At 59.4% G+C, this 21,863-nt stretch carries 19 protein-coding genes; 8 read left to right on the top strand and 11 right to left on the bottom strand.

Going from position 1 to position 21,863, the window contains the following annotated elements; genetic code table 11:
* Positions 1–215 precede the first annotated feature (215 nt).
* Positions 216–2,468: a TonB-dependent siderophore receptor gene (locus M2394_RS05580; protein ID WP_259171857.1), complete on the bottom strand. Its 2,253-nt coding sequence runs from the start codon at positions 2,466–2,468 to the stop codon at positions 216–218.
* Positions 2,469–2,662: 194 nt separating this feature from the next.
* On the opposite strand from M2394_RS05580, the gene M2394_RS05575 reads away from it, so the two are divergent.
* Positions 2,663–3,373: a tetratricopeptide repeat protein gene (locus M2394_RS05575; protein ID WP_259171856.1), complete on the top strand. Its 711-nt coding sequence runs from the start codon at positions 2,663–2,665 to the stop codon at positions 3,371–3,373.
* A 47-nt stretch (positions 3,374–3,420) separates the two neighbouring features.
* On the opposite strand, the gene glpD is transcribed toward M2394_RS05575, so the two are convergent.
* The 4 genes from glpD to M2394_RS05555 all read right to left on the bottom strand — a co-directional run bounded on the left by glpD (position 3,421) and on the right by M2394_RS05555 (position 8,501).
* Positions 3,421–4,959, bottom strand: a complete 1,539-nt coding sequence (glpD, locus tag M2394_RS05570) for a glycerol-3-phosphate dehydrogenase (RefSeq protein ID WP_259171855.1) — start codon at positions 4,957–4,959, stop codon at positions 3,421–3,423.
* A 261-nt stretch (positions 4,960–5,220) separates the two neighbouring features.
* Positions 5,221–5,976: a DeoR/GlpR family transcriptional regulator gene (locus M2394_RS05565; protein WP_176994865.1), complete on the bottom strand. Its 756-nt coding sequence runs from the start codon at positions 5,974–5,976 to the stop codon at positions 5,221–5,223.
* Positions 5,977–6,059: 83 nt separating this feature from the next.
* Positions 6,060–7,565: a glycerol kinase GlpK gene (glpK, locus tag M2394_RS05560; protein ID WP_176994864.1), complete on the bottom strand. Its 1,506-nt coding sequence runs from the start codon at positions 7,563–7,565 to the stop codon at positions 6,060–6,062.
* Positions 7,566–7,643: 78 nt separating this feature from the next.
* Entirely contained in the window at positions 7,644–8,501 is an 858-nt protein-coding gene (locus M2394_RS05555; protein WP_259171854.1) for an MIP/aquaporin family protein, read from the bottom strand.
* Between the two features lie 327 nt (positions 8,502–8,828).
* Here M2394_RS05555 and ybaK point away from each other — a divergent pair, with 327 nt between their 5' ends.
* Complete coding sequence (gene ybaK / locus M2394_RS05550) at positions 8,829–9,299, top strand: Cys-tRNA(Pro) deacylase (protein WP_259171853.1); 471 nt, start codon at positions 8,829–8,831, stop codon at positions 9,297–9,299.
* A gap of 153 nt (positions 9,300–9,452) precedes the next feature.
* On the opposite strand, the gene M2394_RS05545 is transcribed toward ybaK, so the two are convergent.
* Positions 9,453–10,562, bottom strand: a complete 1,110-nt coding sequence (locus M2394_RS05545; protein ID WP_178922056.1) for an ABC transporter ATP-binding protein — start codon at positions 10,560–10,562, stop codon at positions 9,453–9,455.
* Complete coding sequence (gene argF / locus M2394_RS05540) at positions 10,559–11,479, bottom strand: ornithine carbamoyltransferase (protein WP_259171852.1); 921 nt, start codon at positions 11,477–11,479, stop codon at positions 10,559–10,561. The genes M2394_RS05545 and argF overlap by 4 nt, the downstream gene beginning before the upstream one ends.
* A gap of 434 nt (positions 11,480–11,913) precedes the next feature.
* On the opposite strand from argF, the gene M2394_RS05535 reads away from it, so the two are divergent.
* Both M2394_RS05535 and grxD read left to right on the top strand, forming a co-directional pair.
* A complete protein-coding gene (locus tag M2394_RS05535; protein WP_259171851.1) occupies positions 11,914–14,022 on the top strand; it encodes a molybdopterin oxidoreductase family protein in 2,109 nt (702 codons plus the stop codon).
* A gap of 86 nt (positions 14,023–14,108) precedes the next feature.
* Positions 14,109–14,447, top strand: coding sequence for a Grx4 family monothiol glutaredoxin (grxD, locus tag M2394_RS05530; RefSeq protein WP_065906770.1), 339 nt, complete (start codon positions 14,109–14,111; stop codon positions 14,445–14,447).
* 159 nt (positions 14,448–14,606) lie between these two features.
* Here grxD and bfr read toward each other — a convergent pair whose 3' ends face one another.
* Together bfr and M2394_RS05520 are read right to left on the bottom strand one after the other, a co-directional pair.
* The gene (gene bfr / locus M2394_RS05525; protein WP_159956755.1) at positions 14,607–15,077 is read right to left on the bottom strand and encodes a bacterioferritin; all 471 of its coding nucleotides are present in this window, start codon (positions 15,075–15,077) and stop codon (positions 14,607–14,609) included.
* Positions 15,078–15,278: 201 nt separating this feature from the next.
* Positions 15,279–15,497: a bacterioferritin-associated ferredoxin gene (locus M2394_RS05520; protein WP_003208706.1), complete on the bottom strand. Its 219-nt coding sequence runs from the start codon at positions 15,495–15,497 to the stop codon at positions 15,279–15,281.
* A gap of 243 nt (positions 15,498–15,740) precedes the next feature.
* On the opposite strand from M2394_RS05520, the gene M2394_RS05515 reads away from it, so the two are divergent.
* Positions 15,741–16,343, top strand: coding sequence for a peroxiredoxin (locus M2394_RS05515; protein ID WP_003172097.1), 603 nt, complete (start codon positions 15,741–15,743; stop codon positions 16,341–16,343).
* Between the two features lie 65 nt (positions 16,344–16,408).
* Here the strand turns inward: M2394_RS05515 and rnt are convergent, their stop codons facing one another.
* Together rnt and pyrC are read right to left on the bottom strand one after the other, a co-directional pair.
* The gene (gene rnt, locus M2394_RS05510; RefSeq protein ID WP_016970751.1) at positions 16,409–17,080 is read right to left on the bottom strand and encodes a ribonuclease T; all 672 of its coding nucleotides are present in this window, start codon (positions 17,078–17,080) and stop codon (positions 16,409–16,411) included.
* A complete protein-coding gene (gene pyrC / locus M2394_RS05505; protein WP_259171850.1) occupies positions 17,077–18,123 on the bottom strand; it encodes a dihydroorotase in 1,047 nt (348 codons plus the stop codon). The genes rnt and pyrC overlap by 4 nt, the downstream gene beginning before the upstream one ends.
* Positions 18,124–18,279: 156 nt before the next feature.
* Here pyrC and M2394_RS05500 point away from each other — a divergent pair, with 156 nt between their 5' ends.
* The 3 genes from M2394_RS05500 (at position 18,280) to M2394_RS05490 (ending at position 21,787) form a co-directional block, all read left to right on the top strand.
* Positions 18,280–19,188 (top strand): OmpA family protein, encoded by a 909-nt coding sequence (locus tag M2394_RS05500; RefSeq protein WP_259171849.1) that lies wholly within the window; start codon positions 18,280–18,282, stop codon positions 19,186–19,188.
* Between the two features lie 129 nt (positions 19,189–19,317).
* Complete coding sequence (locus M2394_RS05495) at positions 19,318–20,535, top strand: argininosuccinate synthase (protein WP_025856870.1); 1,218 nt, start codon at positions 19,318–19,320, stop codon at positions 20,533–20,535.
* Positions 20,536–21,154: 619 nt separating this feature from the next.
* On the top strand, positions 21,155–21,787 hold the full coding sequence (locus M2394_RS05490) for a response regulator transcription factor (RefSeq protein ID WP_178922066.1): 633 nt from the start codon (positions 21,155–21,157) through the stop codon (positions 21,785–21,787).
* Positions 21,788–21,863: the final 76 nt, after the last annotated feature.

Here is a 21,863-nt window from a genome sequence, read left to right as displayed (position 1 = left end):
ATATAGATTAACTTTGTGTGACGAAGGATTTTAAAGCGCGGGGTCCGGCAAACCGAATAGGGGGGAGGGCGGCGTTCGGAAAACCGAATGGCGCTGAAGGTGTTTTAGGCGACGCTTTTATGTAGGAGCTGGCTTGCCTGCGATTCAGGCACCTCGGTTTGTCAGAGTGACCGAGGTGATGCCATCGCTGGCAAGCCAGATCCTACAGGGGCGGGTTAGAAGGTGTAGTCGGCGGAAACGACGGCTGCGCGGCCATCGCCTGGCACAGCCCAGCCGTTGTTGCGGATGCGGGTCAGGTAGTCCTTGTCGAACAGGTTATTGACGTTCAACTGCAGGTTCAGCTGCTTGTTGACCTTATAGCCGAGCATCGCGCGCTGAACCGCATAGCCGGGCGCCGTCGGTGCCCCGGCGGCGCTGACCAGGTACTGCTTGGACTGCGCGGTGATGCCGTAGCCCACCTGGAAGTCGTAGGGCAGGTCGTACACCGTCCACAGGCTGGCTGCGTGTTTGGGCGTGAAGGGCAGAGGCTCGCCTTTCTGCGCGTCGAAGCCGGTGTTGGCCAGGGTAAAGTCGCTGGCGCTGCGCAGGACGCGGGTGTCGAGGTAGGTGTAGTTGGCGAAGACCTTCCAGCGATCGGTGATCGCGCCGCTCAGGCCCAGTGCCACGCCGTCTGCCCGGGCTTTACCGTCGAGGGACTGCGTACCGCTCAGGTTGGTGGGGTCGGGGTCGGCCACTTTGTAGTTGGTGCGGTCGTTGCGGAAGATCGCGCCGGTGACCGACAGGGCATTGTTGAGGAAGTCCCACTTGGTGCCGATTTCATAGCTGACGGCGGTTTCCGGGGCGACGTTGCAGTTGTTGGTGGCGATGCTGGAGCTTTTGGCCGGGGTGAAGCAGCCACCGTTCACGCTCGCTTGGGACGGGGTCTTGCTGTTGCCGTAGGCGACATAGAAGCTGCCGTTCTCCACTGGCTTGTAGACCAGCGCCAGGCGGTAGGAGGTCAGGTCGTCGGCTTGGCCGTAGCGCTGGCCCGGGGTTTCCACGCCCGAGGTCGAGTAGGCGTTGGTCACCGAACTGCCGGCGTTGTGCTCGTAGCGCAGGCCGCCGTTGATTTCCCACTGCGGGTTCAGCTTGAGCGTGTCGAAGGCGTAGGCCGCACGGTTGTTCAGCGCGCCGTCGACGTGGGCCGCGCGGGTGAAGTTGACCGGGCCCGCCCAGTAGGAGTTCGGGTCGCTGAAGCTGACCGGCGGCGGCACGATTGCGGTGCCGTTGCTGTTGGTCAGCCATTTGCCGGTATCCGCCTCGTATTCCTCACGGCTGATGGCGATGCCGGTCACCAGGGTGTGGTCGATGAAGCCGGTGCTGAAGCGGCTGGTGACGTCGGTCTGGTTGGTGAACATCTTGTTCTGGGTGTTGCGCTCGTTACCCAGCGAGCCGCCGCTTGGCTGGAAGAAACCCGGGTTCAAACCCGCAGCGCACGGGGCGCCAGTGATCTGCGTGCCGCTGGCCAGACAACCGGCTTGCGCGCCTTCTGGACCGGAGGCGCGCAAATCTTGGCGCACGCGCTCGACGCGGGTGAAGTTGCGCACCGACACGGCGTCATTGAAATCGTGTTCGAGCTTCAGGCTGAACGCGTCCGAGGTGATCTGCTGGTCGTTGATGTTGTGGTAGCCGTAGAAGTCGCTCCAACCCACGCCCGGCATGGGTTTGCCGTTGTAGATGGGGATGCCGTATTGCGGGGTGTTGTCGTCTTTCTGGTGCTCGTAACTGACGGTGACGCGCGTCGGCGTGCCCAGGCCGAACGCAATGGAAGGCGCAATGCCCCAGCGTTCGTAATCTTCATAATCGCGCCCCGGCACGTCGTTACCATGGGCCATGAGGTTGAGCCGGAACGCGGTGGTGTCGTTGAGCATCTGGTTGGTATCAAGCGTGGTGCGCTTGTAATTGTCGGTGCCAATGCCAGCACTGATAGTGGTTTTGTCACGCAACTCCGGGGTCTTGCTCACCAGGTTGATGGTGCCGCCGACCGCGCCCGAGCCTGAATACACCGAGCTTGCGCCGCTGACGACTTCCACCTGCTCCAGGTTGAACGGGTCGGTGCGGCTGTATTGCGCGCTGTCGCGCACGCCGTCCACGTAGATGTCGCCGCTGGCGGAAAAACCGCGCAGGTTGATGCTGTCGCCATAGCCGCTGCCGCCTTCGCCGGCGCCGAAGGTGATGCCCGGCACGGTGCTGAGCACATCGCGCAGGGTCAGCAGGTTCTGGTCATGAATGACTTCCTTGGGGACGACCGTGATGGTCTGCGGCGTATCGCGCAGCGCTTCGGTGTACTTGGGGGATGAAGGCGCCACAGGGTTGTAGGCGCTCTGGCTCGGGGCTTGGCCCTCGATGCTCGTCGCGCCGAGTTGAATGACGCCTGTGTCATCGGTTGCGGTCTCCGCCGCGTAACTGAATCCTCCTTGCGCAGCCACTGCCAAACCCACAGCCGACGCGAGCAAATGCCGCGATGAGAGGGGGGCAGAACTGATCCCGGTAGCCATTGAATAGTCTCTTGTTGGTAGAAGTGAGAGGCGATCGTAATTGATAACAGATCTCAAATGTAATACTTTGTAACGAAATGATTCATGAAATTTCAGTCAGTTTTATCAGCCTGTGAGAAGTGCCAATGCAGAGTGGGCAGCCAGAAATTGCGGACAACCCGCGTGCGTATGTGCGCTGGGTCATGCATGCCGCGCAGCTGGGGGACGTGGATGCGCAGGCAACCCTGGCCCAGTTGTTGCTCGATGGCCGTGGCGTGCAGAAAGACCCGACATTGGCGCTGAGCTGGTTTCGAATCGCTGCCCGCCAATGTCACCCGATGGCGATCAACATGGTCGGACGTTGCCTGGAGAACGGCTGGGGTTGCGCGATCGACCTGGCCGATGCGGCGCAGCATTACCGGCAGGCCGCCGACTTGGGGCTGGATTGGGGGCTCTACAACTACGGCCAATTGCTGAGCCGTGGTCGTGGCGTGGAGCAAGACCTGGCGGCCGCATACGAACAGTTCCGCCTGGCCGCCGCCAAGGGGCACGCCAAGTCGATGAACCTGCTGGGACGCTTTCACCATGAAGGTGTTGTGGTGCCCAAGGATGTGCCACTGGCGCGGCAGTGGTACCTGCGCGCCGCCGAGGCCGGGGATTTTCGCGGCCAATACAACCATGCCGCAGAGCTGGCCCAGGCGGGCGATGAAGAGCAGGCGTGCGTGTGGCTCGAGCGTGCATTGAGCACGGCGACGCCGGGTTTTCTGGAAGCGGCTTACCCTGTTTTGCTCGCGTCGGCTTCCAGCGCCATCCGTGAGATGGGGCTGCGTTACCAACAACAATCAGACACCCAATAAAAAGCCCCCGGACCTTTCGATACGGGGGCTTTGTTTGGCTGCGGTGATCAGGCTGCCTGGGTCTTGCCGCGATTCTGCTCAACCTGTGACAGATAGCGCTGCACGTTCTCCTGCTCGTCCGGCGTGGTGAACAGACCGAGCTTGGTGCGGCGCCACAGCACATCGTGAGCCTGGGTGGCCCATTCTTCGGCGCACAGGTAGTCGACTTCACGGGTGTATAGGCCGCCACCCAGGTGATCGCCCAAATCGGCCAACGATTGCACACCTTCCAGCAGGCGCCAGGTGCGGCTGCCGTAGGTGGTGGACCAGCGGCGGGCGATCTCGCTCGGCACCCAGTCGAACTTGCTGCGAATGGCGTCGGCCAATGCCTCTGGCGTGGTCATGTTCTCGCCGCCGGGCAGACTGGCTTTGGCGGTCCAGCTCGGACGCATCTGCGTGAAGTAGGGGGCCAGTTGCGCCATCGCCGACTCGGCGAGTTTGCGGTAGGTGGTCAGCTTGCCGCCGAACACCGACAGGATCGGTGCTTCACCCGTGCCGCCAGACAGCGCCAGGGTGTAGTCGCGGGTGATGGCCGACGGGTTGTCCGATTCGTCGTTGCACAGCGGGCGCACGCCGGAGTAGGTGTGCACGATGTCGTCACGGCTCAGCTGTTTCTTGAAGTGCGCGTTGACCACCTTGAGCATGTAGTCGGTTTCACCTTCGGTAATCGCTACTTTCGACGGGTCGCCGGTGTATTCGCGGTCGGTGGTGCCGATGATGGTCAGGTGGTTGAGGTACGGAATGGTGAAAACGATGCGTTGGTCTTCGTTCTGCAGGATGTGCGCGTGGGCGCCTTCGTACAGCTTCGGTACGATCAGGTGGCTGCCCTGGATCAAGCGGATGCCGTAAGGCGAGTCCAGCTTCAAGTCGTCCTTGATGAACTTGGCGACCCATGGGCCGGCCGCGTTCACCAGCGCACGGGCGCGGATCGAGAACAGGCTGCCGTCGGCGCGCTCCATGTTCATTTCCCACAGGCCTTTGCTGCGGTGAGCGCTCACGCAGCGGGTCTGAGTGTGGATGTGCGCGCCTTTTTCACGGGCGGCCATGGCGTTCAACACGACGAGTCGCGCGTCATCGACCCAGCAATCGGAGTATTCGAAGCCTTTGGTGATTTCGCTTTTGAGCGGGCTGTCCGCGCCGAACTTGAGGCTCTTGGAACCCGCGAGTTTTTCGCGTTTGCCGAGATGGTCATACAGGAACAGGCCGGCGCGGATCATCCACGCCGGGCGAAGGTGCGGGCGGTGTGGCAGCACGAAACGCATCTGCTTGACAATGTGCGGCGCCTTGGCCAGCAGCACTTCACGTTCGGCCAGGGCTTCGCGCACCAGGCGGAATTCGTAATGTTCGAGGTAGCGCAAGCCGCCGTGGATCAGCTTGCTGCTGGCCGACGAGGTGTGGCTGGCCAAGTCGTCCTTTTCGCAAAGGAATACCGACAACCCGCGACCGGCTGCGTCTGCTGCAATGCCGACGCCATTGATCCCGCCACCGATAACGGCAACGTCATAGACTTCGGCAAGCGGTGGAGCAGGCAAGGTGGAAGGGTTCATCGGCTGGCCTCGCGATCTTTTTCGTCTTGGAATTCGAACATTAATGTTCATTTGCGAAAATGGTAGCTGATAAACGCGCGCGCAGCCACCTGCCTTCGATTGAAAAAACTCATCGAAAGACCGAGAAAGGAAAATTTGTGAACAAAAGGTGAGGGTGATGTGGGGTCAGGCAGGCCGCCATCGCGGGCAAGCCCGGCTCCCACATTGAAATGCGATTACCTGTGGGAGCCGGGCTTGCCCGCGATGGCGTCAGAACAGGCGCTAGACGACTTCCAGCCGAACCTTGTGCTGATTCAACAACTGCACCAACGCCGGCACTGGCTGCTGATCGGTCACCAGGCAATCCACCAGACTGATCGGCCCCAGGCGAATCATGGCATTGCGCCCGAATTTGCTGGAGTCAGCCGCCAGGATCACCTGGCGTGCATTGGCGATGATCGCCTGGGAAACGCGCACTTCCTGATAATCGAAGTCCAGCAGGCTGCCGTCCTCATCAATGCCGCTGATGCCCACCAGCGCAAAGTCGACCTTGAACTGGTTGATGAAGTCCACACTGGCCTGGCCCACCACACCGCCGTCACGGCGCACGTTACCGCCGGTCAGCAACACATCGAAGTCGTCCTTGGCACTGAGCATGGTGGCGACGTTGAGGTTATTGGTGATGATTTTCAGGTGACTATGGTTCAGCAGCGCACGAGCGATGGATTCGGTGGTGGTGCCGATATTGATGAACAGCGAGGCGTGATCGGGGATCTGGGCGGCGATGGCTTCGCCGATGCGTTGTTTCTCGTCGCGCATCTGGTCGGCACGCATGGCGTACGCGGTGTTCTCGACGCTGGAGTCATAGGCCGCGCCGCCGTGGTAGCGGCGCAGCAGATTGGCGTCCGCCAGCTGGTTGATATCGCGGCGGATGGTTTGCGGGGTGACAACGAACAGCTGCGCCATTTCCTCGATGCTGACGTAACCGCGTTCGCGGACCAGCTCGAGGATTTGTTGTTGGCGGGGAGGCAGATTCATGGGGCGTCCTTTGGGCTGCCATACAAAAGTGGCCCATGATGACGCAGGAATCAGCTCCCTGCCAGTTACAACCAGACGTTGGCTTATTCAGCGCCTTCGTGAGGCTCCCAGTCACGGGTGCGGCTGACCGCTTTCTGCCAGCCGGCGTACAGCTTCTCTTTTTCCTTTTCTTCGAGCTGCGGCTCGAATTCGCGCTCGATCACAGCCTTGCCGCGCAATTCTTCCAGGCTGCCCCAGAAACCGCACGCCAAGCCCGCCAGATAAGCCGCGCCGAGTGCCGTGGTCTCACGCATTTGCGGGCGCTCGACCTGGGTGCCGAGGATGTCGGCCTGGAACTGCATCAGGAAGTTGTTGGCCACTGCACCGCCGTCCACGCGCAGGGCTTTGAGGCGCTCGCCGGAATCCTGTTGCATGGCGTCGAGCACATCGCGGGTCTGGTAGGCAATCGACTCCAGGGCCGCACGAATAATGTGATCCACGCGTACGCCACGGGTCAGGCCGAACAACGCGCCACGGGCGTACGGGTCCCAGTAGGGCGCCCCCAGGCCAGTAAACGCAGGCACCAGGTACACGCCGTTGCTGTCCTTGACCTTGCCGGCGAAGTATTCGGTGTCGTGGGCATCGTTGATGATTTTCAGCTCATCACGCAGCCACTGCACGGTGGAGCCGCCGTTGAACACGGCGCCTTCCAGGGCGTAGGCCACTTCGCCACGTGGGCCGCAGGCGATGGTGGTGAGCATGCCGTGCTTGGATTTCACCGCCTTGTCGCCGGTGTTCATCAGCAGGAAGCAACCGGTGCCGTAGGTGTTTTTGGCCTGGCCGGCTTCGACACACATCTGGCCGAACAGGGCGGCTTGTTGGTCGCCGGCGATACCGCCGATGGCAATACCGCTTTTGGTGCGGCCGTAGATTTCCGAGGACGACTTCACTTCCGGCAGCATCTCGCGCGGAATGTCGAGAATCTCCAGCATCTTCGCATCCCACTCCAGGGTGTGGATGTTGAAGAGCATGGTGCGCGAGGCGTTGGTGTAGTCGGTGACGTGGGTCTTGCCGCCGGTAAATTTCCAGATCAACCAGCTGTCGACGGTACCGAACAGCAGTTCGCCAGCGCGTGCGCGCTCGCGGCTGCCTTCGACGTTGTCGAGGATCCACTTGAGCTTGGTGCCGGAGAAGTAGGGGTCGGTGACCAGGCCCGTGGTGTCGCTGATGTACTGCTCGTGGCCGTCGCGCTTGAGCTGCTGGCAGATCTCGGTGCTGCGGCGGCACTGCCAGACGATGGCGTTGTAGATTGGGCGGCCGGTGACCTTATCCCACACCACGGTAGTTTCGCGCTGGTTGGTGATACCGATGGCAGCCACTTGGTCATGGTGCAGGCCAGCTTGGGCCAGGGCCTCGACCATCACGGCGCTTTGGGTAGCGAAGATTTCCATCGGGTCATGTTCGACCCAACCGGCTTGCGGGTAATGCTGGGCGAATTCGCGCTGGGCGGTGCAAACCACGTTGGCATCGCGATCAAAGATGATCGCGCGCGAGCTGGTGGTGCCTTGGTCAAGGGCGATGATGTAGTTCTTATTCTGAAGATCGGTCATGTCGAATGCCTTGGAAAATAAGAAAATCGGTAATCAGCCTGGGCCACAAAAAGGGCAGGTGCGTCCAGGCTGGCGCTATCAGGAAATACGGGTCTTGCCATTGACAGACGTGTCAGGTGTTTCTTCAGCTATAGCAGGTGCGGCGCTCGGCAGATGACGGGCAATCAGCCCGCGATAGGCCGCAGCACCGAGGCATGCGCCAACAATTGGCGCGAAAATCGGAACCAGGAAGTAAGGAATATCGCGGCCACCCGTGAAGGCCATTTCACCCCAGCCTGCGAAAAAGGTCATCAGCTTCGGCCCGAAATCCCGTGCAGGGTTCATGGCGAAGCCGGTCAGCGGGCCCATGGCGCTGCCAATCACGGCGATCAGCAAGCCAATCAGCAGCGGCGCCAAGGGGCCACGCGGCAGGCCGTTGTTATCGTCGGTCAGGGCCATGATCACGCCCATCAGGATCGCGGTAATCACCACTTCTACCAGGAAGGCCTGGGCGGTGCTCAGCAGTGGGTGAGGGTAGGTGGAGAAGACCGAGGCCAGTTCCAGGCTCGCTTGCGTGCCGCGAACCATATGGTGGGTTTGTTCGTAATCGAAAAACAGATTGCTGTAGAGGGTGTAGACCAACGCGGCGGAGCAGAAGGCGCCGGCGACTTGGGCAAGGATATAGAAGGGCAGTTTGCGCTTTTCGAAGTCGGCGAAAATACACAGGGCAATACTGACGGCAGGGTTGAGGTGCGCCCCGGAAATACCGGCGCTCAGGTAGATCGCCATGCTGACGCCCACCCCCCAGATGATGCTGATTTCCCACAACCCGAAGCTGGCACCCGCAACCTTGAGCGCAGCGACACATCCTGTACCGAAGAAGATCAGAAGCGCAGTCCCCAGGAACTCGGCCATGCATTGGCTCGAAAGTGAAGGCTGTTGAAGAGCAGTCGTCATGGAAAACCTCAGTTGTTGTTCTTGTCTGGCGCACAACCTCAACGGGTTGTTGCGCGATTTTCACCGTGGCAAGGATCCCCATCCCGGTCGCGGCTTACTGCTCGAGTGCTGCAGGTCTATTCCTACAGTATTCGGAAACGAAAAAATATAGACAAGAATGACGGCTGTCAAAGGTCGAAAGTGAACCGTCAGTCACTTTCAAACTATTGGTCTGGTGAATGATCACGCTTGTCACATTGCCCGTGCACCTTAAAGGTGGGCGGACTAGAGCCTTTTATGTGGCCTTGGCCTAGAATTGGCCATCTGTTTGCCACGCCCGGAGACGTCATGACCCCCGCATTGGACCTGTTGAAAAAAGTTCGCGCCGAACATCGTATTCACAGTTACGAGCACGATCCCAAGGCCGCGTCATATGGCCTGGAGGCCGCAGAGAAATTGGGGTTGGATCCGGCGCAGGTGTTCAAGACCTTGTTGGCCAGCAGCGAGAAAGGTGAGTTGCTGGTGGCCGTGGTGCCGGTCGTCGGAAGCCTGGACTTAAAAGCGCTGGCCCATGCAGCGGGGGTAAAAAAAGTCGAGATGGCTGACCCGGCAGCGGCGCAGCGTTCTACCGGTTATTTGTTGGGCGGTATCAGCCCGCTGGGGCAGAAGAAGCGCTTGCGTACTTTTATCGATGAGACGGCGCAGCCGTTCTCGACGATTTTTGTGAGTGCGGGCAGAAGGGGGTTGGAAGTTGAATTGCCAGCGGCTGTGCTGGCGGAGCACACCCAGGCCAAATTCGCGCCGATTGGCCGGGCTTGAATCACCGCTTTTGAAGCCAATGCAAAACCAATGTGGGAGCGGGCTTGCTCGCGAATGCGGAGTGTCAGTCAACGAATTTTTTTCTGATACACCGCATTCGCGAGCAAGCCCGCTCCCACAAAAGCCGGCGCCTACATTTTTGATCCTGTGTGGTCAGTGGGCCGGGCTGTACCGCCGCACGCCTGATTCGGACTGCGGAATCTGCGCCGCCGTGCTGCCCGAAGCCTGGAACAACACCAGGTGTTCGGCGGCAACACGAATCCCCACATCAGCCCCGACCTGATGGTCGGCATGGCTTGGGAAGATCGATTCCAATTGCGCGCCCGTTGGCAATTGCAGGCGATACAGGGTCGATGCACCGAGGAATGTCTTGCCGACGATCCGTGCTTTCAATGCACTGTCCGGCGCGTAGACGATGTCATCCGGGCGCAGCAACACATCCACCGCACCACCGGTAGGCCAGGTGTAGGCACGATTACCGCGCAGGTCACCCAGTTCGGTACTCACCGACTCCGGCGAACTCAATTGGCCACGAATGAAGTAACCCTGGCCGATAAAGCTGGCAACGTAAGGCGTCTGCGGTTCGTGGTAGAGGTTGTAGGGCGTGTCCCATTGCTCCAGGCGCCCCTCTTTGAACACGCCCACCTGATCGCTCACGGCAAACGCTTCTTCCTGGTCATGGGTCACCAGAATCGCACTGGTGCCCCGTGCCTTGAGAATGTCGCGCACTTCGTGGCTGAGCTTGCGGCGCAGTTCGCCATCAAGGTTGGAGAACGGTTCGTCCAGCAGCAACAGTGCCGGCTCCGGCGCCAGGGCGCGGGCGAGGGCGACACGCTGTTGCTGACCACCGGAAAGCTCGTGGGGAAAACGCTTGCCCAGGTTCTTCAGGTTCACCAGTTCCAGCAGTTCGGCCACCACGCGATCTTTTTGCGGGTGCTTGCGAATGCCGAAGGCGATGTTGTCGGCCACGCTCAGATGAGGAAACAACGCGTAGTCCTGAAACACCATGCCGATACGACGTTTCTCCGGTGCCAGGGTGAAACCGGCGCTGGAGATCACTTCGCCCGCCAGGCTGATTTCCCCTTCGTGCACCGGTTCAAACCCGGCAATCGCCCGTAGCGTAGTGGTCTTGCCACAGCCCGAAGAGCCCAGCAGGCAACCGATGTCGCCAGCGTTGAGGTGCAGGTTGAGGTTCTGCACCACCCGTTGATCTTGATAGCCGCATGCCAGATTGCGCAGGTTCAGCAGTAAAGGCTGGCTCATGCGTGGTGGTACGACGGCGGCACGAGAAACTCCAGCAAGGCTTTCTGTGCATGCAGGCGGTTTTCAGCCTGGTCCCAGGCGACTGAACGCGAGTCGTCAAGCAGGTCGAGGCTGATTTCTTCGCCACGGTGCGCAGGCAGGCAATGCATGAACAGCACGTCTGGCGCGGCCAGGTCGAGCAGGGCGCGGGTGACCTGATACGGAGCGAACAAGGCCAGGCGCTTGGCGGTTTCGTCTTCCTGGCCCATGGAGGTCCAGACGTCGGTGCTTACCAGGTGCGCGCCGATCACGGCGTCGCGCGGGTCACGCACGAGGGTCACGCGGTCGCCGGCCTGCGCCAGGAAGCGCGCGTCGGGCTCGTAACCTTCCGGGCAGGCGACACGCAGTTTGAAGTCGAACTGGATCGCCGCTTCTATATAGCTGTTGCACATGTTGTTGCCGTCGCCGATCCAGGCCACGGTCTTGCCCTGGATCGAGCCACGGTGTTCAAGGAAGGTTTGCATGTCGGCCAGCAACTGGCACGGGTGCAGGTCATCGGACAGGCCGTTGATCACCGGCACGCGGGAGTGGGCGGCAAATTCGGTGACGGTGCTGTGGGCGAAGGTACGGATCATCACCGCATCAAGCATGCTCGACAGGACGATGGCGCTGTCGGCGACCGGTTCGCCACGGCCCAATTGGGTATCGCGCGAGGACAGGAAGATGGCTTGGCCACCCAACTGGATCATGCCGGCTTCGAACGACACGCGGGTGCGGGTCGAGGACTTCTCGAAAATCATCCCGAGCACACGGTTTTTCAAAGGCTCGAACAGTACGCCGCGGTTACGCAGGTCTTTAAGCTCAATGCCTCGACGGATCACGCTGACCAGCTCTTCGGGCGTGCAATCCATCAGGGAGAGAAAGTGCCTTGCGCTCATCATTAACTACCTTTTTGCAACAGACCGCAGATACTCAAAGCCTTGTTTATTGTGACAACGGGCGAGACCTGCGGCGAAAGCCGCACGGGGCGACGAAATAGGGGAAGGCGCGATCTTATAATTAAATGTCGCGTCTTACCAATAGGGCTACGGTTTTTAAGGGTGTTCAAGAAGGGCGCCAGAGCGCTTTTGAAGACGATTTCCAGACAGCAGCGGGCCATTTGTACACTGGCGCCGAGACCTTTTGCAATGTGTGGGGGCGGGCCCAGACCAGGCCGTGTCGGTTTCAGGGGCTGTGCGCCGGGTTCTGAAACATTTGCTCACGCTTGCCCATGGTTTGGCCTGATGGGCTTGGATTCACGGGGCGAACGATACTGGTGCCTGCTGCTGTCGCGGCCCATAGTGCAATCAAAGCCCTGATAAAGAGACTGGCCATGACCAAGACTCTCCACCACCGTGCCTGCCACCTGTGCGAAGCCATTTGCGGCCTGACCCTGGAAACCACCGAGGCCGACGATGGCAGCCTGGCGATCACTTCGATCAAGGGTGATGCGTTGGACACCTTCAGCCGTGGTCACATCTGCCCCAAGGCTGTGGCGCTGCAAGATATCCAGAACGACCCCGACCGCCTGCACCAGCCTATGCTGCGTGAGGGCAGCGAATGGCGACCGATCCCGTGGGACGAAGCCTTCTCGCTGGTCGCCGAACGGCTGGCAGGCATCCAGGCTCGGCATGGGCAAAACGCCGTGGCGGTGTACCAGGGCAACCCCAGCGTGCATAACTACGGGCTGATGACCCACAGCAACTATTTCCTGGGCCAGCTCAAGACGCGTAACCGCTTTTCCGCGACGTCGGTGGACCAGTTGCCCCACCACCTCACCAGCTACCTCATGTACGGGCACGGTTTGCTGCTACCGATCCCGGACATTGATCACACTGACTTCATGCTGATCCTGGGCGGCAACCCGCTGGCGTCCAACGGCAGCATCATGACCGTGCCCGACGTGGAGAAGCGCCTGAAGGCCATCCAGGCCCGGGGCGGTAAAGTGGTGGTGGTTGACCCGCGACGCAGCGAAACGGCGGCGATGGCTGATCAGCATCTGTTCGTACGCCCAGGCGGCGATGCGGCGCTGTTGTTCGGCGTGCTCAATACGCTGTTTGCCGAAAACTTGACCCGTGCCACGCACTTGCCGGTTGTGGGCCTGGATGAGGTGCGCCGGGCGATCGCCGGGTTCACTGCCGAGGCCATGAGCCGCCAATGCGCGGTGCCGGCCGAGCAGATCCGCCAGCTGGCGCGTGACTTTGCGGGGGCGGATAAGGCCGTGTGTTACGGGCGCATGGGGGTATCGACCCAGGCGTTCGGCACGTTGTGCCACTGGCTGGTGCAATTGATCAACCTGGTGACTGGAAATCTGGATCGAGTGGGCGGCGCCTTGTGCACCACGCCAGCGGTGGACTTGGTCGCGTCCACGGGGGGCGGGCATTTCAATCGTTGGCAGAGCCGGGTTTCCGGGCGCCCTGAGTACGGTGGCGAATTGCCCGTGTCGGCCCTGGCCGAGGAAATGCTCACTGAGGGCGAAGGGCAAATCCGTGCGCTGGTGACGGTGGCCGGTAACCCGGTGTTGTCGACGCCCAATGGCCGCCAGCTGGAACAGGCGTTGGACGGCCTGGAGTTCATGGTCAGCGTCGATCTGTATATCAACGAGACCACCCGTTATGCCGACCTGATACTGCCGTCCACCTCGGCGCTGGAAAACGATCACTACGACACCACCTTCAATATGTTCGCCGTGCGCAACGTCACGCGTTTTAACCGGGCGATCTTGCCCAAGCCCGAAGGTGCGCTGCATGACTGGGAGATCTTTGTCGGCTTGGCCCAGGCGTTCGCGGCGCGCACCGGTGCCACGCTCAAGCCGACCATGGCGCCGGCCCAGATGATCGACTTCGGCCTGCGTGCTGGGGTTTATGGCGATGCTTCCGAGCACAAGCTGTCGGTGGCGAGGTTGGCGGATCATCCCCATGGCGTGGATTTGGGGCCACTAAAGGCCAATCTCGTTGCGCGGTTGAAAACCGCCGATGGCCATATCCAGGCTGCACCGGCGGTAATCCTTGCGGATCTCGCGCGCTTCGCGGCGCAGCCGGTGCCCCAGGTGGGCGAACTGCTTCTGATCGGCCGCCGTCATGTGCGCAGCAATAATTCGTGGATGCATAACTATCACCGACTGGTGAAGGGCAAGCCGCGCCATCAATTGCTGATGCACCCCGACGACCTGGCGAGCCGGCAGTTGGCTGATGGGCAGCGTGTGCGGGTGAGTTCGCGTATCGGCATGATCGAGGTGGAAGTGGTGGCCAGCCAGGACATGATGCCCGGCGTGGTCAGTCTACCCCATGGCTGGGGCCACGGCCGGCCAGGGGTGCAGATGACGATTGCCAGTGGGCAGCCGGGGGCGAGCGCGAATGACTTGACCGACGAGCGGCAATTGGACGAATTGTCCGGAAATGCCGCGCTGAACGGGGTTCCCGTGCAGGTGGCGGCCGCATAAGGAGCCTGAGCACCACGCTGGGATTTTGCGTTACAATGCGCCACCGTGCCGACCTGTGAGTCGCAAAGTTCCAGCCGAGGTGTTCCATGGATATCATCGAAACGATCAAAGAGCAGATTGCCAACAACACCATTCTGCTTTACATGAAGGGCGCGCCAAACGCTCCTCAGTGCGGTTTCTCCGCGAAGGCTTCCCAGGCCATCATGGCGTGTGGCGAGAAATTCGCTTACGTGGATATCCTGCAGAACCCTGAAATCCGCGCCAACCTGCCGAAATACGCCAACTGGCCAACGTTCCCACAACTGTGGGTCGCCGGTGAGCTGGTCGGCGGCAGCGACATCATCGTTGAGATGGCGGCCGATGGCTCGCTGCAAGCGCTGATCAAGGAAGCAGCGGCCAACGCCGCCGCCAAGACCGACGCGTAATCTGTGTAGGAGCCGGCTTGCCGGCGATAGGGCCTTGAGCCAAGCGGTGATTTTGAAGCCGCCATCGCCGGCAAGCCGGGCTCCTACAAAATCCGCGGTCAATAAAAAGCCCCGCTTCTCGTAAGAGAGCGGGGCTTTTTTATACCTGAGCGTTTGGGCTTATTCGCCCATCTGCGATTGCAGGTAGTTTTCCAGGCTGACTTTGTCGATCAGGCCCAGCTGGGTTTCCAGCCAGTCGATGTGTTCTTCCTGGTCTTCCAGGATATCTTCCAGCAGTTCGCGGCTGCCGAAATCACCCTTGGTTTCGCAATGAGCAATAGCGGCTTTCAGGTCGCTGTGGCTCTTGTGCTCGAACTTCAGGTCGCTGCTGATCATTTCCTGGGTGTGCTCGCCGATGTTCAGCTTGCCCAGGTCTTGCACGTTCGGCAGGCCTTCGAGGAACAGGATGCGCTTGATCAGCGCGTCGGCGTCCTTCATGGCCTTGATGGATTCTTTGTATTCACGCTTGCCCAGCTTTTCCAGGCCCCAATCGTCATACATGCGCGCATGCAGAAAGTACTGATTGATCGCGACCAGTTCATTGGCAAGGATTTTGTTGAGTTGCTGGATGACTGAGATGTCGCCTTTCATGACTGGGGTCCTGCCCTGTAATAGCTGTGTATAAGGCGGAGTTTGAGCGGCGAAATCCTTAGTGTCAAACCTAAGTTATTGAATAATAAATGAAAATTAATCGGAATAAGAATGTTTGTGTTCCGCGTCTTGACGCTAACTAATTGAATTGCGGGCATAAAAAAACCGGACACTAAGTCCGGTTCTTTAAAACACGCTCAATTAAGCGTGTGTAAATTCTGCTGAATAGGGGATCGCGGCCTGGGCTGTTTGCAGCTGCGTCAGGGTTTCCCGTACCACTTGCTTGGCAAGGCAAGCACATTTGCCGCACTGGCTGGCAACGCCAGTGGTTTCACGCACTTCCTTGTAGCTGCAGCAACCTTCATAGATTGCTTCGCGGATTTGTCCGTCGGTGACGCCAGTACACAGGCACACATACATAAGGGAGAACCGTCGCGGTTTAAGGCTTAAGTGCGATGGATCTTAATGTTAACGAGAATGATTGTCAAAGTAGAATCGTAGGGTATTCACCGGTGCTGCCTGTGCGCTGACGAACGGTTTTTTCAGTGTATGATGGTCGGTCTTCACGAAGCGTGACGGCGTCACAGGGTTGTCGTTTACACACGGCAGACTGGGAAGCTGTCCTTTTACTTCAATCGTCACCCTCACATCAGGAGATACCCAATGAGCGTACTCGTCGGCAAACAAGCCCCGGATTTCGACGTACCTGCCGTCCTCGGCAATGGCGAAATCGTAGACAGCTTCAAACTGTCTGAAGCCATCAAAGGCAAATACGGCCTGGTGTTCTTCTACCCACTGGACTTCACTTTCGTCTGCCCTTCGGAGCTGATCGCTCTGGACCACCGAATGGACGATTTCAAGGCGCGCAACGTTGAAGTGGTCGCCGTTTCCATCGACTCCCATTTCACCCACAACGCCTGGCGCAACACTGCCATCAACGATGGCGGCATCGGCAAAGTCAAATACACCATGGCTGCCGACATGAAGCACGACATCGCCAAGGCCTACGACGTTGAATCCGAAGGCGGCGTGGCGTTCCGTGGCGCATTCCTGATCGACGACAAAGGCGTGGTTCGCTCCCAGATCATCAACGACCTGCCACTGGGCCGTAACATGGAAGAGCTGATCCGTCTGGTTGACGCCCTGCAATTCCACGAAGAGCACGGTGAAGTCTGCCCAGCCAACTGGAAAAAAGGCGACAAAGGCATGAACGCTTCGCCAGAAGGCGTTGCGGCTTACCTGACCGAGAACGCTGGCAAGCTGTAAGCCACGTTAACGGTACAAAAAAACCGGCCTGAGAAGGCCGGTTTTTTTATGCGCGGGAAACGATTTCAATCGTTGAAATCTTCCCAACCGCCCATGTCTTTCCAGCGGTTGACGATGCCGCAGAACAGCTCCGCCGTCTTCTCGGTGTCGTAGCGAGCAGAGTGGGCCTCACGCCCGTCAAAGTCGATACCGGCTGCCTGGCAGGCTTTTGCCAACACAGTCTGGCCATACGCCAGGCCGGCGAGGGTCGCCGTGTCAAAGCTGGAGAAGGGGTGGAACGGGTTGCGCTTCATGTCCAACCGCGCCACGGCGGCGTTCAGGAAGCCCAGGTCGAAGCTGCTGTTGTGACCCACCAGGATCGCGCGTTTGCAGCCATTGGCCTTCAACGCCTTGCGCACGCCACGGAAGATGTCGGTCAGCGCCGCTTCTTCGCTCACGGCCATGCGCAGTGGGTGATCGAGCTTGATCCCGGTGAACTCCAAGGCGGCGGCCTCGATATTCGCACCTTCGAACGGCTCGACGCGGAAGAAGTGGGTATGTTCCGGGAACACAAAGCCCTGTTCGTCCATGCCGATGGTGGTCGCAGCGATTTCCAGCAGGGCGTCAGTTGCGCTGTTGAAACCACCGGTCTCTACGTCGATGACAACCGGCAGATAGCCGCGAAACCGCTCGGCCATCGGGTGGCGCGAACCGCCACCACTGTGCTCGTGTTCGTCGTCGTAATGATCTTCACTCACTTGCTTTCCTCCAGCAGGCGCCAGCGCAGTGTTTCACCGGCGCGCAGCGGGATGACAGTCAGCTCGCCAAACGGCAGGCTGGCAGGGGCGGTCCAGTCTTCACGAACCAGGGTGATGCGGTCGGTGTTCGCCGGCAGGCCGTAGAAACGCGGGCCGTTGAGGCTGGCAAACTCTTCGAGTTTGTCCAGCGCATTACGTTGTTCGAATGCTTCGGCGTACAGCTCGATGGCCGCAAACGCCGTGTAGCAACCTGCACAACCGCACGCGGCCTCCTTGGCGTGCTGGGCGTGGGGCGCCGAGTCGGTGCCGAGGAAGAACTTCGGATTGCCGCTGGTCGCGGCATCCAGCAGCGCCACCTGATGGGTGTTGCGCTTGAGAATCGGCAGGCAATAGAAGTGCGGCCGAATCCCGCCCACCAGCATGTGGTTGCGGTTATAGAGCAGGTGATGTGCGGTGATGGTTGCGCCAACGTTGGCCGAAGCCTCGTTGACGAACTGCACGGCATCGGCCGTGGTGATGTGCTCAAACACCACCTTCAGGGTCGGGAACAGCTCGACCACACGGCGCATGTGCTCATCGATGAAGATCTTTTCACGATCGAACACGTCGACGTCGCCACGGGTGACTTCACCGTGGATCAACAGCGGCATGCCCACTTCGGCCATGGCCTCGATCGCCGGCAGGATCTTGTCGATACTGGTTACGCCGGAGTCGGAGTTGGTGGTCGCGCCTGCCGGGTACAGCTTGGCGGCATGCACGAAACCACTGGCCTTGGCTTCACGAATCTCTTCGGGCTGGGTGCGGTCGGTGAGGTAGAGCACCATCAACGGTTCGAAGCGGCTGCCGGCCGGTCGTGCAGCGAGGATACGCTGGCGATAGGCATCGGCTTGCTCGGCGTTACGCACCGGAGGTACCAGGTTAGGCATGATGATGGCGCGGCCAAACGTGCGCGCTACATCGGCCACGGTGTGGGGTAACGCAGCACCATCGCGAAGATGAATATGCCAGTCGTCGGGACGCAGCAGGGTCAGGCGGTCGGACATTGGGGATTCCAGGCGGGTCAATCTGGTGGGAATGCTACCGGAAAAGACTCTATCAGGCACTCGCTATCAAGTTTTGCGGGATGCATCCGATAGCCTTTTGTATGCCTTATCGATGTATGACGCTTTGAAGTGTTGTAGAAACCAGTGGAGCCTCCCGTGCGCCAGCATTATCTAGCCCTGCTCAGTGTGTTCGCCAGCCTGCCTGCGATGGCCCTCACGTTCCAGACACGTCTGGAGAACATTGAGTGGAAGGTGGAAGGCGACCAGTTCGAGTGCCGCCTGACCCAGCCGATCACGGATTTCGGTTCGGGTGAGTTCGTGCGCCGGGCCGGCGAGCAGGCGACGTTTCGTCTGAAAGCCTATAACGGCTCGCTGGGGGCTGGCTCGGCCACGCTGTTGGCCGCTGCTGCACCGTGGCAACCAGGGCGCGGTGATATTAACCTTGGCGCCGTACGCGCGGGCAGTGGCGATGTGCTGTTCAACAGCTCCCAGGCCCAGGCCGGGCGATTGTTCACCGGCTTGCTTGAAGGTCGCAGCCCCACCGTTCGGCATTACGGACGAGAAGGGGGCTATTCTGAAATTCGTCTGTTACCGGTGAAATTCAGCAAGGCCTACAACGACTACCAGTTGTGCACCACCAAGCTGTTGCCGATGAATTATGACCAGGTCAAGCAGACCGAAGTCGGGTTCCCCGGGGGAGGCATCGAGCTGGATGCGGCCGCCAAGAAGAAACTGGATGTGATACTCGCGTTCATGAAAGCCGACCCCACGGTCAACCATGTTGAGTTGAATGGTCATTCGGACAACAGCGGCAATCGACTGACCAATCGCGACGTTTCGCGCCGTCGCGGGCTGGCGGTGATGGACTATCTAAAGGCCAACGGCATCCAGGAATCGCAGATCACCCTGCGCTTTCATGGCGAAAGCTACCCGTTGGCACCGAACACCAACGCGGCAAACCGGGCCCGCAATCGCCGCGTCAACATTCAGCTTGAGCGCGTGGCAGTCCCCGAGAAACCGGCGCCCACGGCCACCGGCCCGAGCAACCCGGCGCACACGTCGTAAGGTGCGACCATCGGTCGCCCGCTCGACATAATCTGTCGCTTTATCTTCATTTGCTGTCGCGCCTCTGTAAATCCACGGTTTTGGTCGGTAGAATCGGCGCCTTTCCGTACAACCCCGTGGAGTGATGGCATGGCCGACGTAAACAAGGTCGTTCTCGCGTATTCCGGAGGCCTGGACACTTCGGTGATCCTCAAGTGGCTGCAGGATACTTATAACTGTGAAGTGGTGACCTTCACCGCTGACCTGGGTCAGGGCGAAGAGGTCGAACCTGCACGTGCCAAGGCGCAAGCCATGGGCGTGAAAGAGATCTACATTGACGACCTGCGCGAAGAGTTCGTCCGCGATTTCGTTTTCCCGATGTTTCGCGCCAACACCGTCTACGAAGGCGAGTACCTGCTGGGTACTTCCATCGCACGTCCGCTGATCGCCAAGCGCCTGATCGAAATCGCCAACGAAACCGGCGCCGACGCCATTTCCCATGGCGCTACCGGCAAAGGCAACGACCAGGTACGTTTCGAACTGGGCGCCTACGCCCTCAAGCCAGGCGTGAAAGTGATTGCTCCATGGCGTGAGTGGGACCTGCTGTCCCGTGAAAAGCTGATGGATTATGCTGAAAAGCACGCCATCCCGATCGAGCGCCACGGCAAGAAGAAGTCCCCGTACTCGATGGACGCCAACCTGCTGCACATCTCCTATGAAGGCGGCGTGCTGGAAGACACCTGGACCGAGCACGAAGAAGACATGTGGCGTTGGACCGTCTCCCCGGAGAACGCTCCAGACAAGCCGCAGTACCTGGAACTGACCTATCGCAACGGCGACATCGTCGCGCTGGATGGCGTCGAAATGACTCCGGCCACCGTACTGGCGACCCTGAACCGTATCGGCGGCGAACACGGCATCGGCCGTCTCGACATCGTCGAGAACCGTTACGTGGGCATGAAGTCCCGTGGCTGCTACGAAACCCCAGGCGGCACCATCATGCTGCGCGCCCACCGCGCCATTGAGTCCATCACCTTGGACCGCGAAGTGGCTCACCTCAAAGACGAACTGATGCCCAAGTACGCCAGCCTGATCTACACCGGCTACTGGTGGAGCCCAGAGCGTCTGATGCTGCAACAGATGATCGACGCATCCCAGGTCCACGTGAACGGCGTTGTGCGCCTGAAGCTGTACAAGGGCAACGTGATCGTCACCGGCCGCAAGTCCGATGAGTCGCTGTTCGACGCCAACATCGCCACCTTCGAAGAAGATGGCGGCGCCTACAACCAGGCGGACGCAGCGGGCTTTATCAAGTTGAATGCACTGCGCATGCGCATTGCGGCCAACAAGGGTCGCTCGTTGTTCTGAGTGTTCCGCGCGTTATAAAAAATGGCCCCTTGTTCAAGGGGCCATTTTTTTTGCCCGTTTTGAAAGGGTTCTTGGCGTTTAAATATGTTTAATTTGTGTTGATGTTTTGGAGGAGAAAAAATGTTCGATAGATAGCCTTGATTGATCGTAAGGTTTATTTGGATAGGAATGATTTTTTTACACCTGTATAGGAACTGGTCTTACAGAAAATTCACTCATGAAGTACAGCGAAGCCGCTGTGTGCTGAATAGTCTGTAGGAATTTAGGGTGTAATTAAATATGTTAAATGGAACTAAAACAGTCGAATTATTTCAGCCTGCTTCTCTGTTGGAAGGCCACAAGCAAGGGGCATTTCCTGAAAGTAATGTGCGGAACATTTACCGCGCCCCCCTTGGGCCCTGGTTATTTCACTCAAGATATGTAAGTCCCCGGAAAGGTCTGAAAGCCTCCATAAAACTCGATACATCCGCGTTGACGTTTTTTTGTAGGGTATTTCCTTTATCGTTGTGGGTTGGGTCTCTGCTTGTTGTTGCTAGGGGGGGAGCACTATGCCAACTAGGAAACGACTAGGCTATTGTGCTTGCTCTAAATAATTCGAACAGCGAAATTGGACTTTCTCATGAATAAAGTGCTGATCGTGGATGATCATCCTGTCATTCGACTTGCTGTGCGCATGCTAATGGAGCGTCATGGTTATGAGGTCGTTGCAGAGACGGATAACGGTGTCGATGCGCTGCAACTTGCCCGGGAACATATGCCGGATATCGTCATCCTGGATATCGGAATTCCCAAACTCGATGGGCTGGAAGTTATCTGCCGGCTGTCTTCCACCAAGCAACCCGCCCCCTTCAAGGTGCTGGTGCTGACATCCCAGGCGCCGGGGCATTTTTCGATGCGTTGCATGCAGGCAGGCGCGGCAGGTTATGTGTGCAAGCAGCAGGATTTGACCGAACTGCTGAGTGCTATCAAGGCAGTACTGTCCGGCTACAGCTACTTCCCCAACCAGGCCTTGAACTCGGTGCGTTCAACCATTGGCAACGCCAGTGAGGCGGACATGGTCGAGCGTCTTTCAGGGCGGGAAATGATGGTGTTGCAGCAACTGGCGCGAGGCAAAACCAACAAGGAGATTGCCGACGGCATGTTCCTCAGCAACAAGACCGTCAGTACCTACAAGACTCGCCTGTTACTCAAGCTCAACGCTCGTTCCCTGGTGGACTTGATCGAACTGGCCCAGCGCAACGGCCTGGTCTAGAGGAGAAGCGATACAGCGTTGGTATCCAGCTTAGCCGGCACAAAAAAGCCTCCGTCAGGGAGGCTTCCGGTCGTCA

This window comes from Pseudomonas sp. BIGb0164, assembly GCF_024810135.1.
Taxonomy (GTDB): Bacteria; Pseudomonadota; Gammaproteobacteria; order Pseudomonadales; family Pseudomonadaceae; genus Aquipseudomonas.
This window is presented reverse-complemented; position numbering and strand designations above follow the sequence as displayed.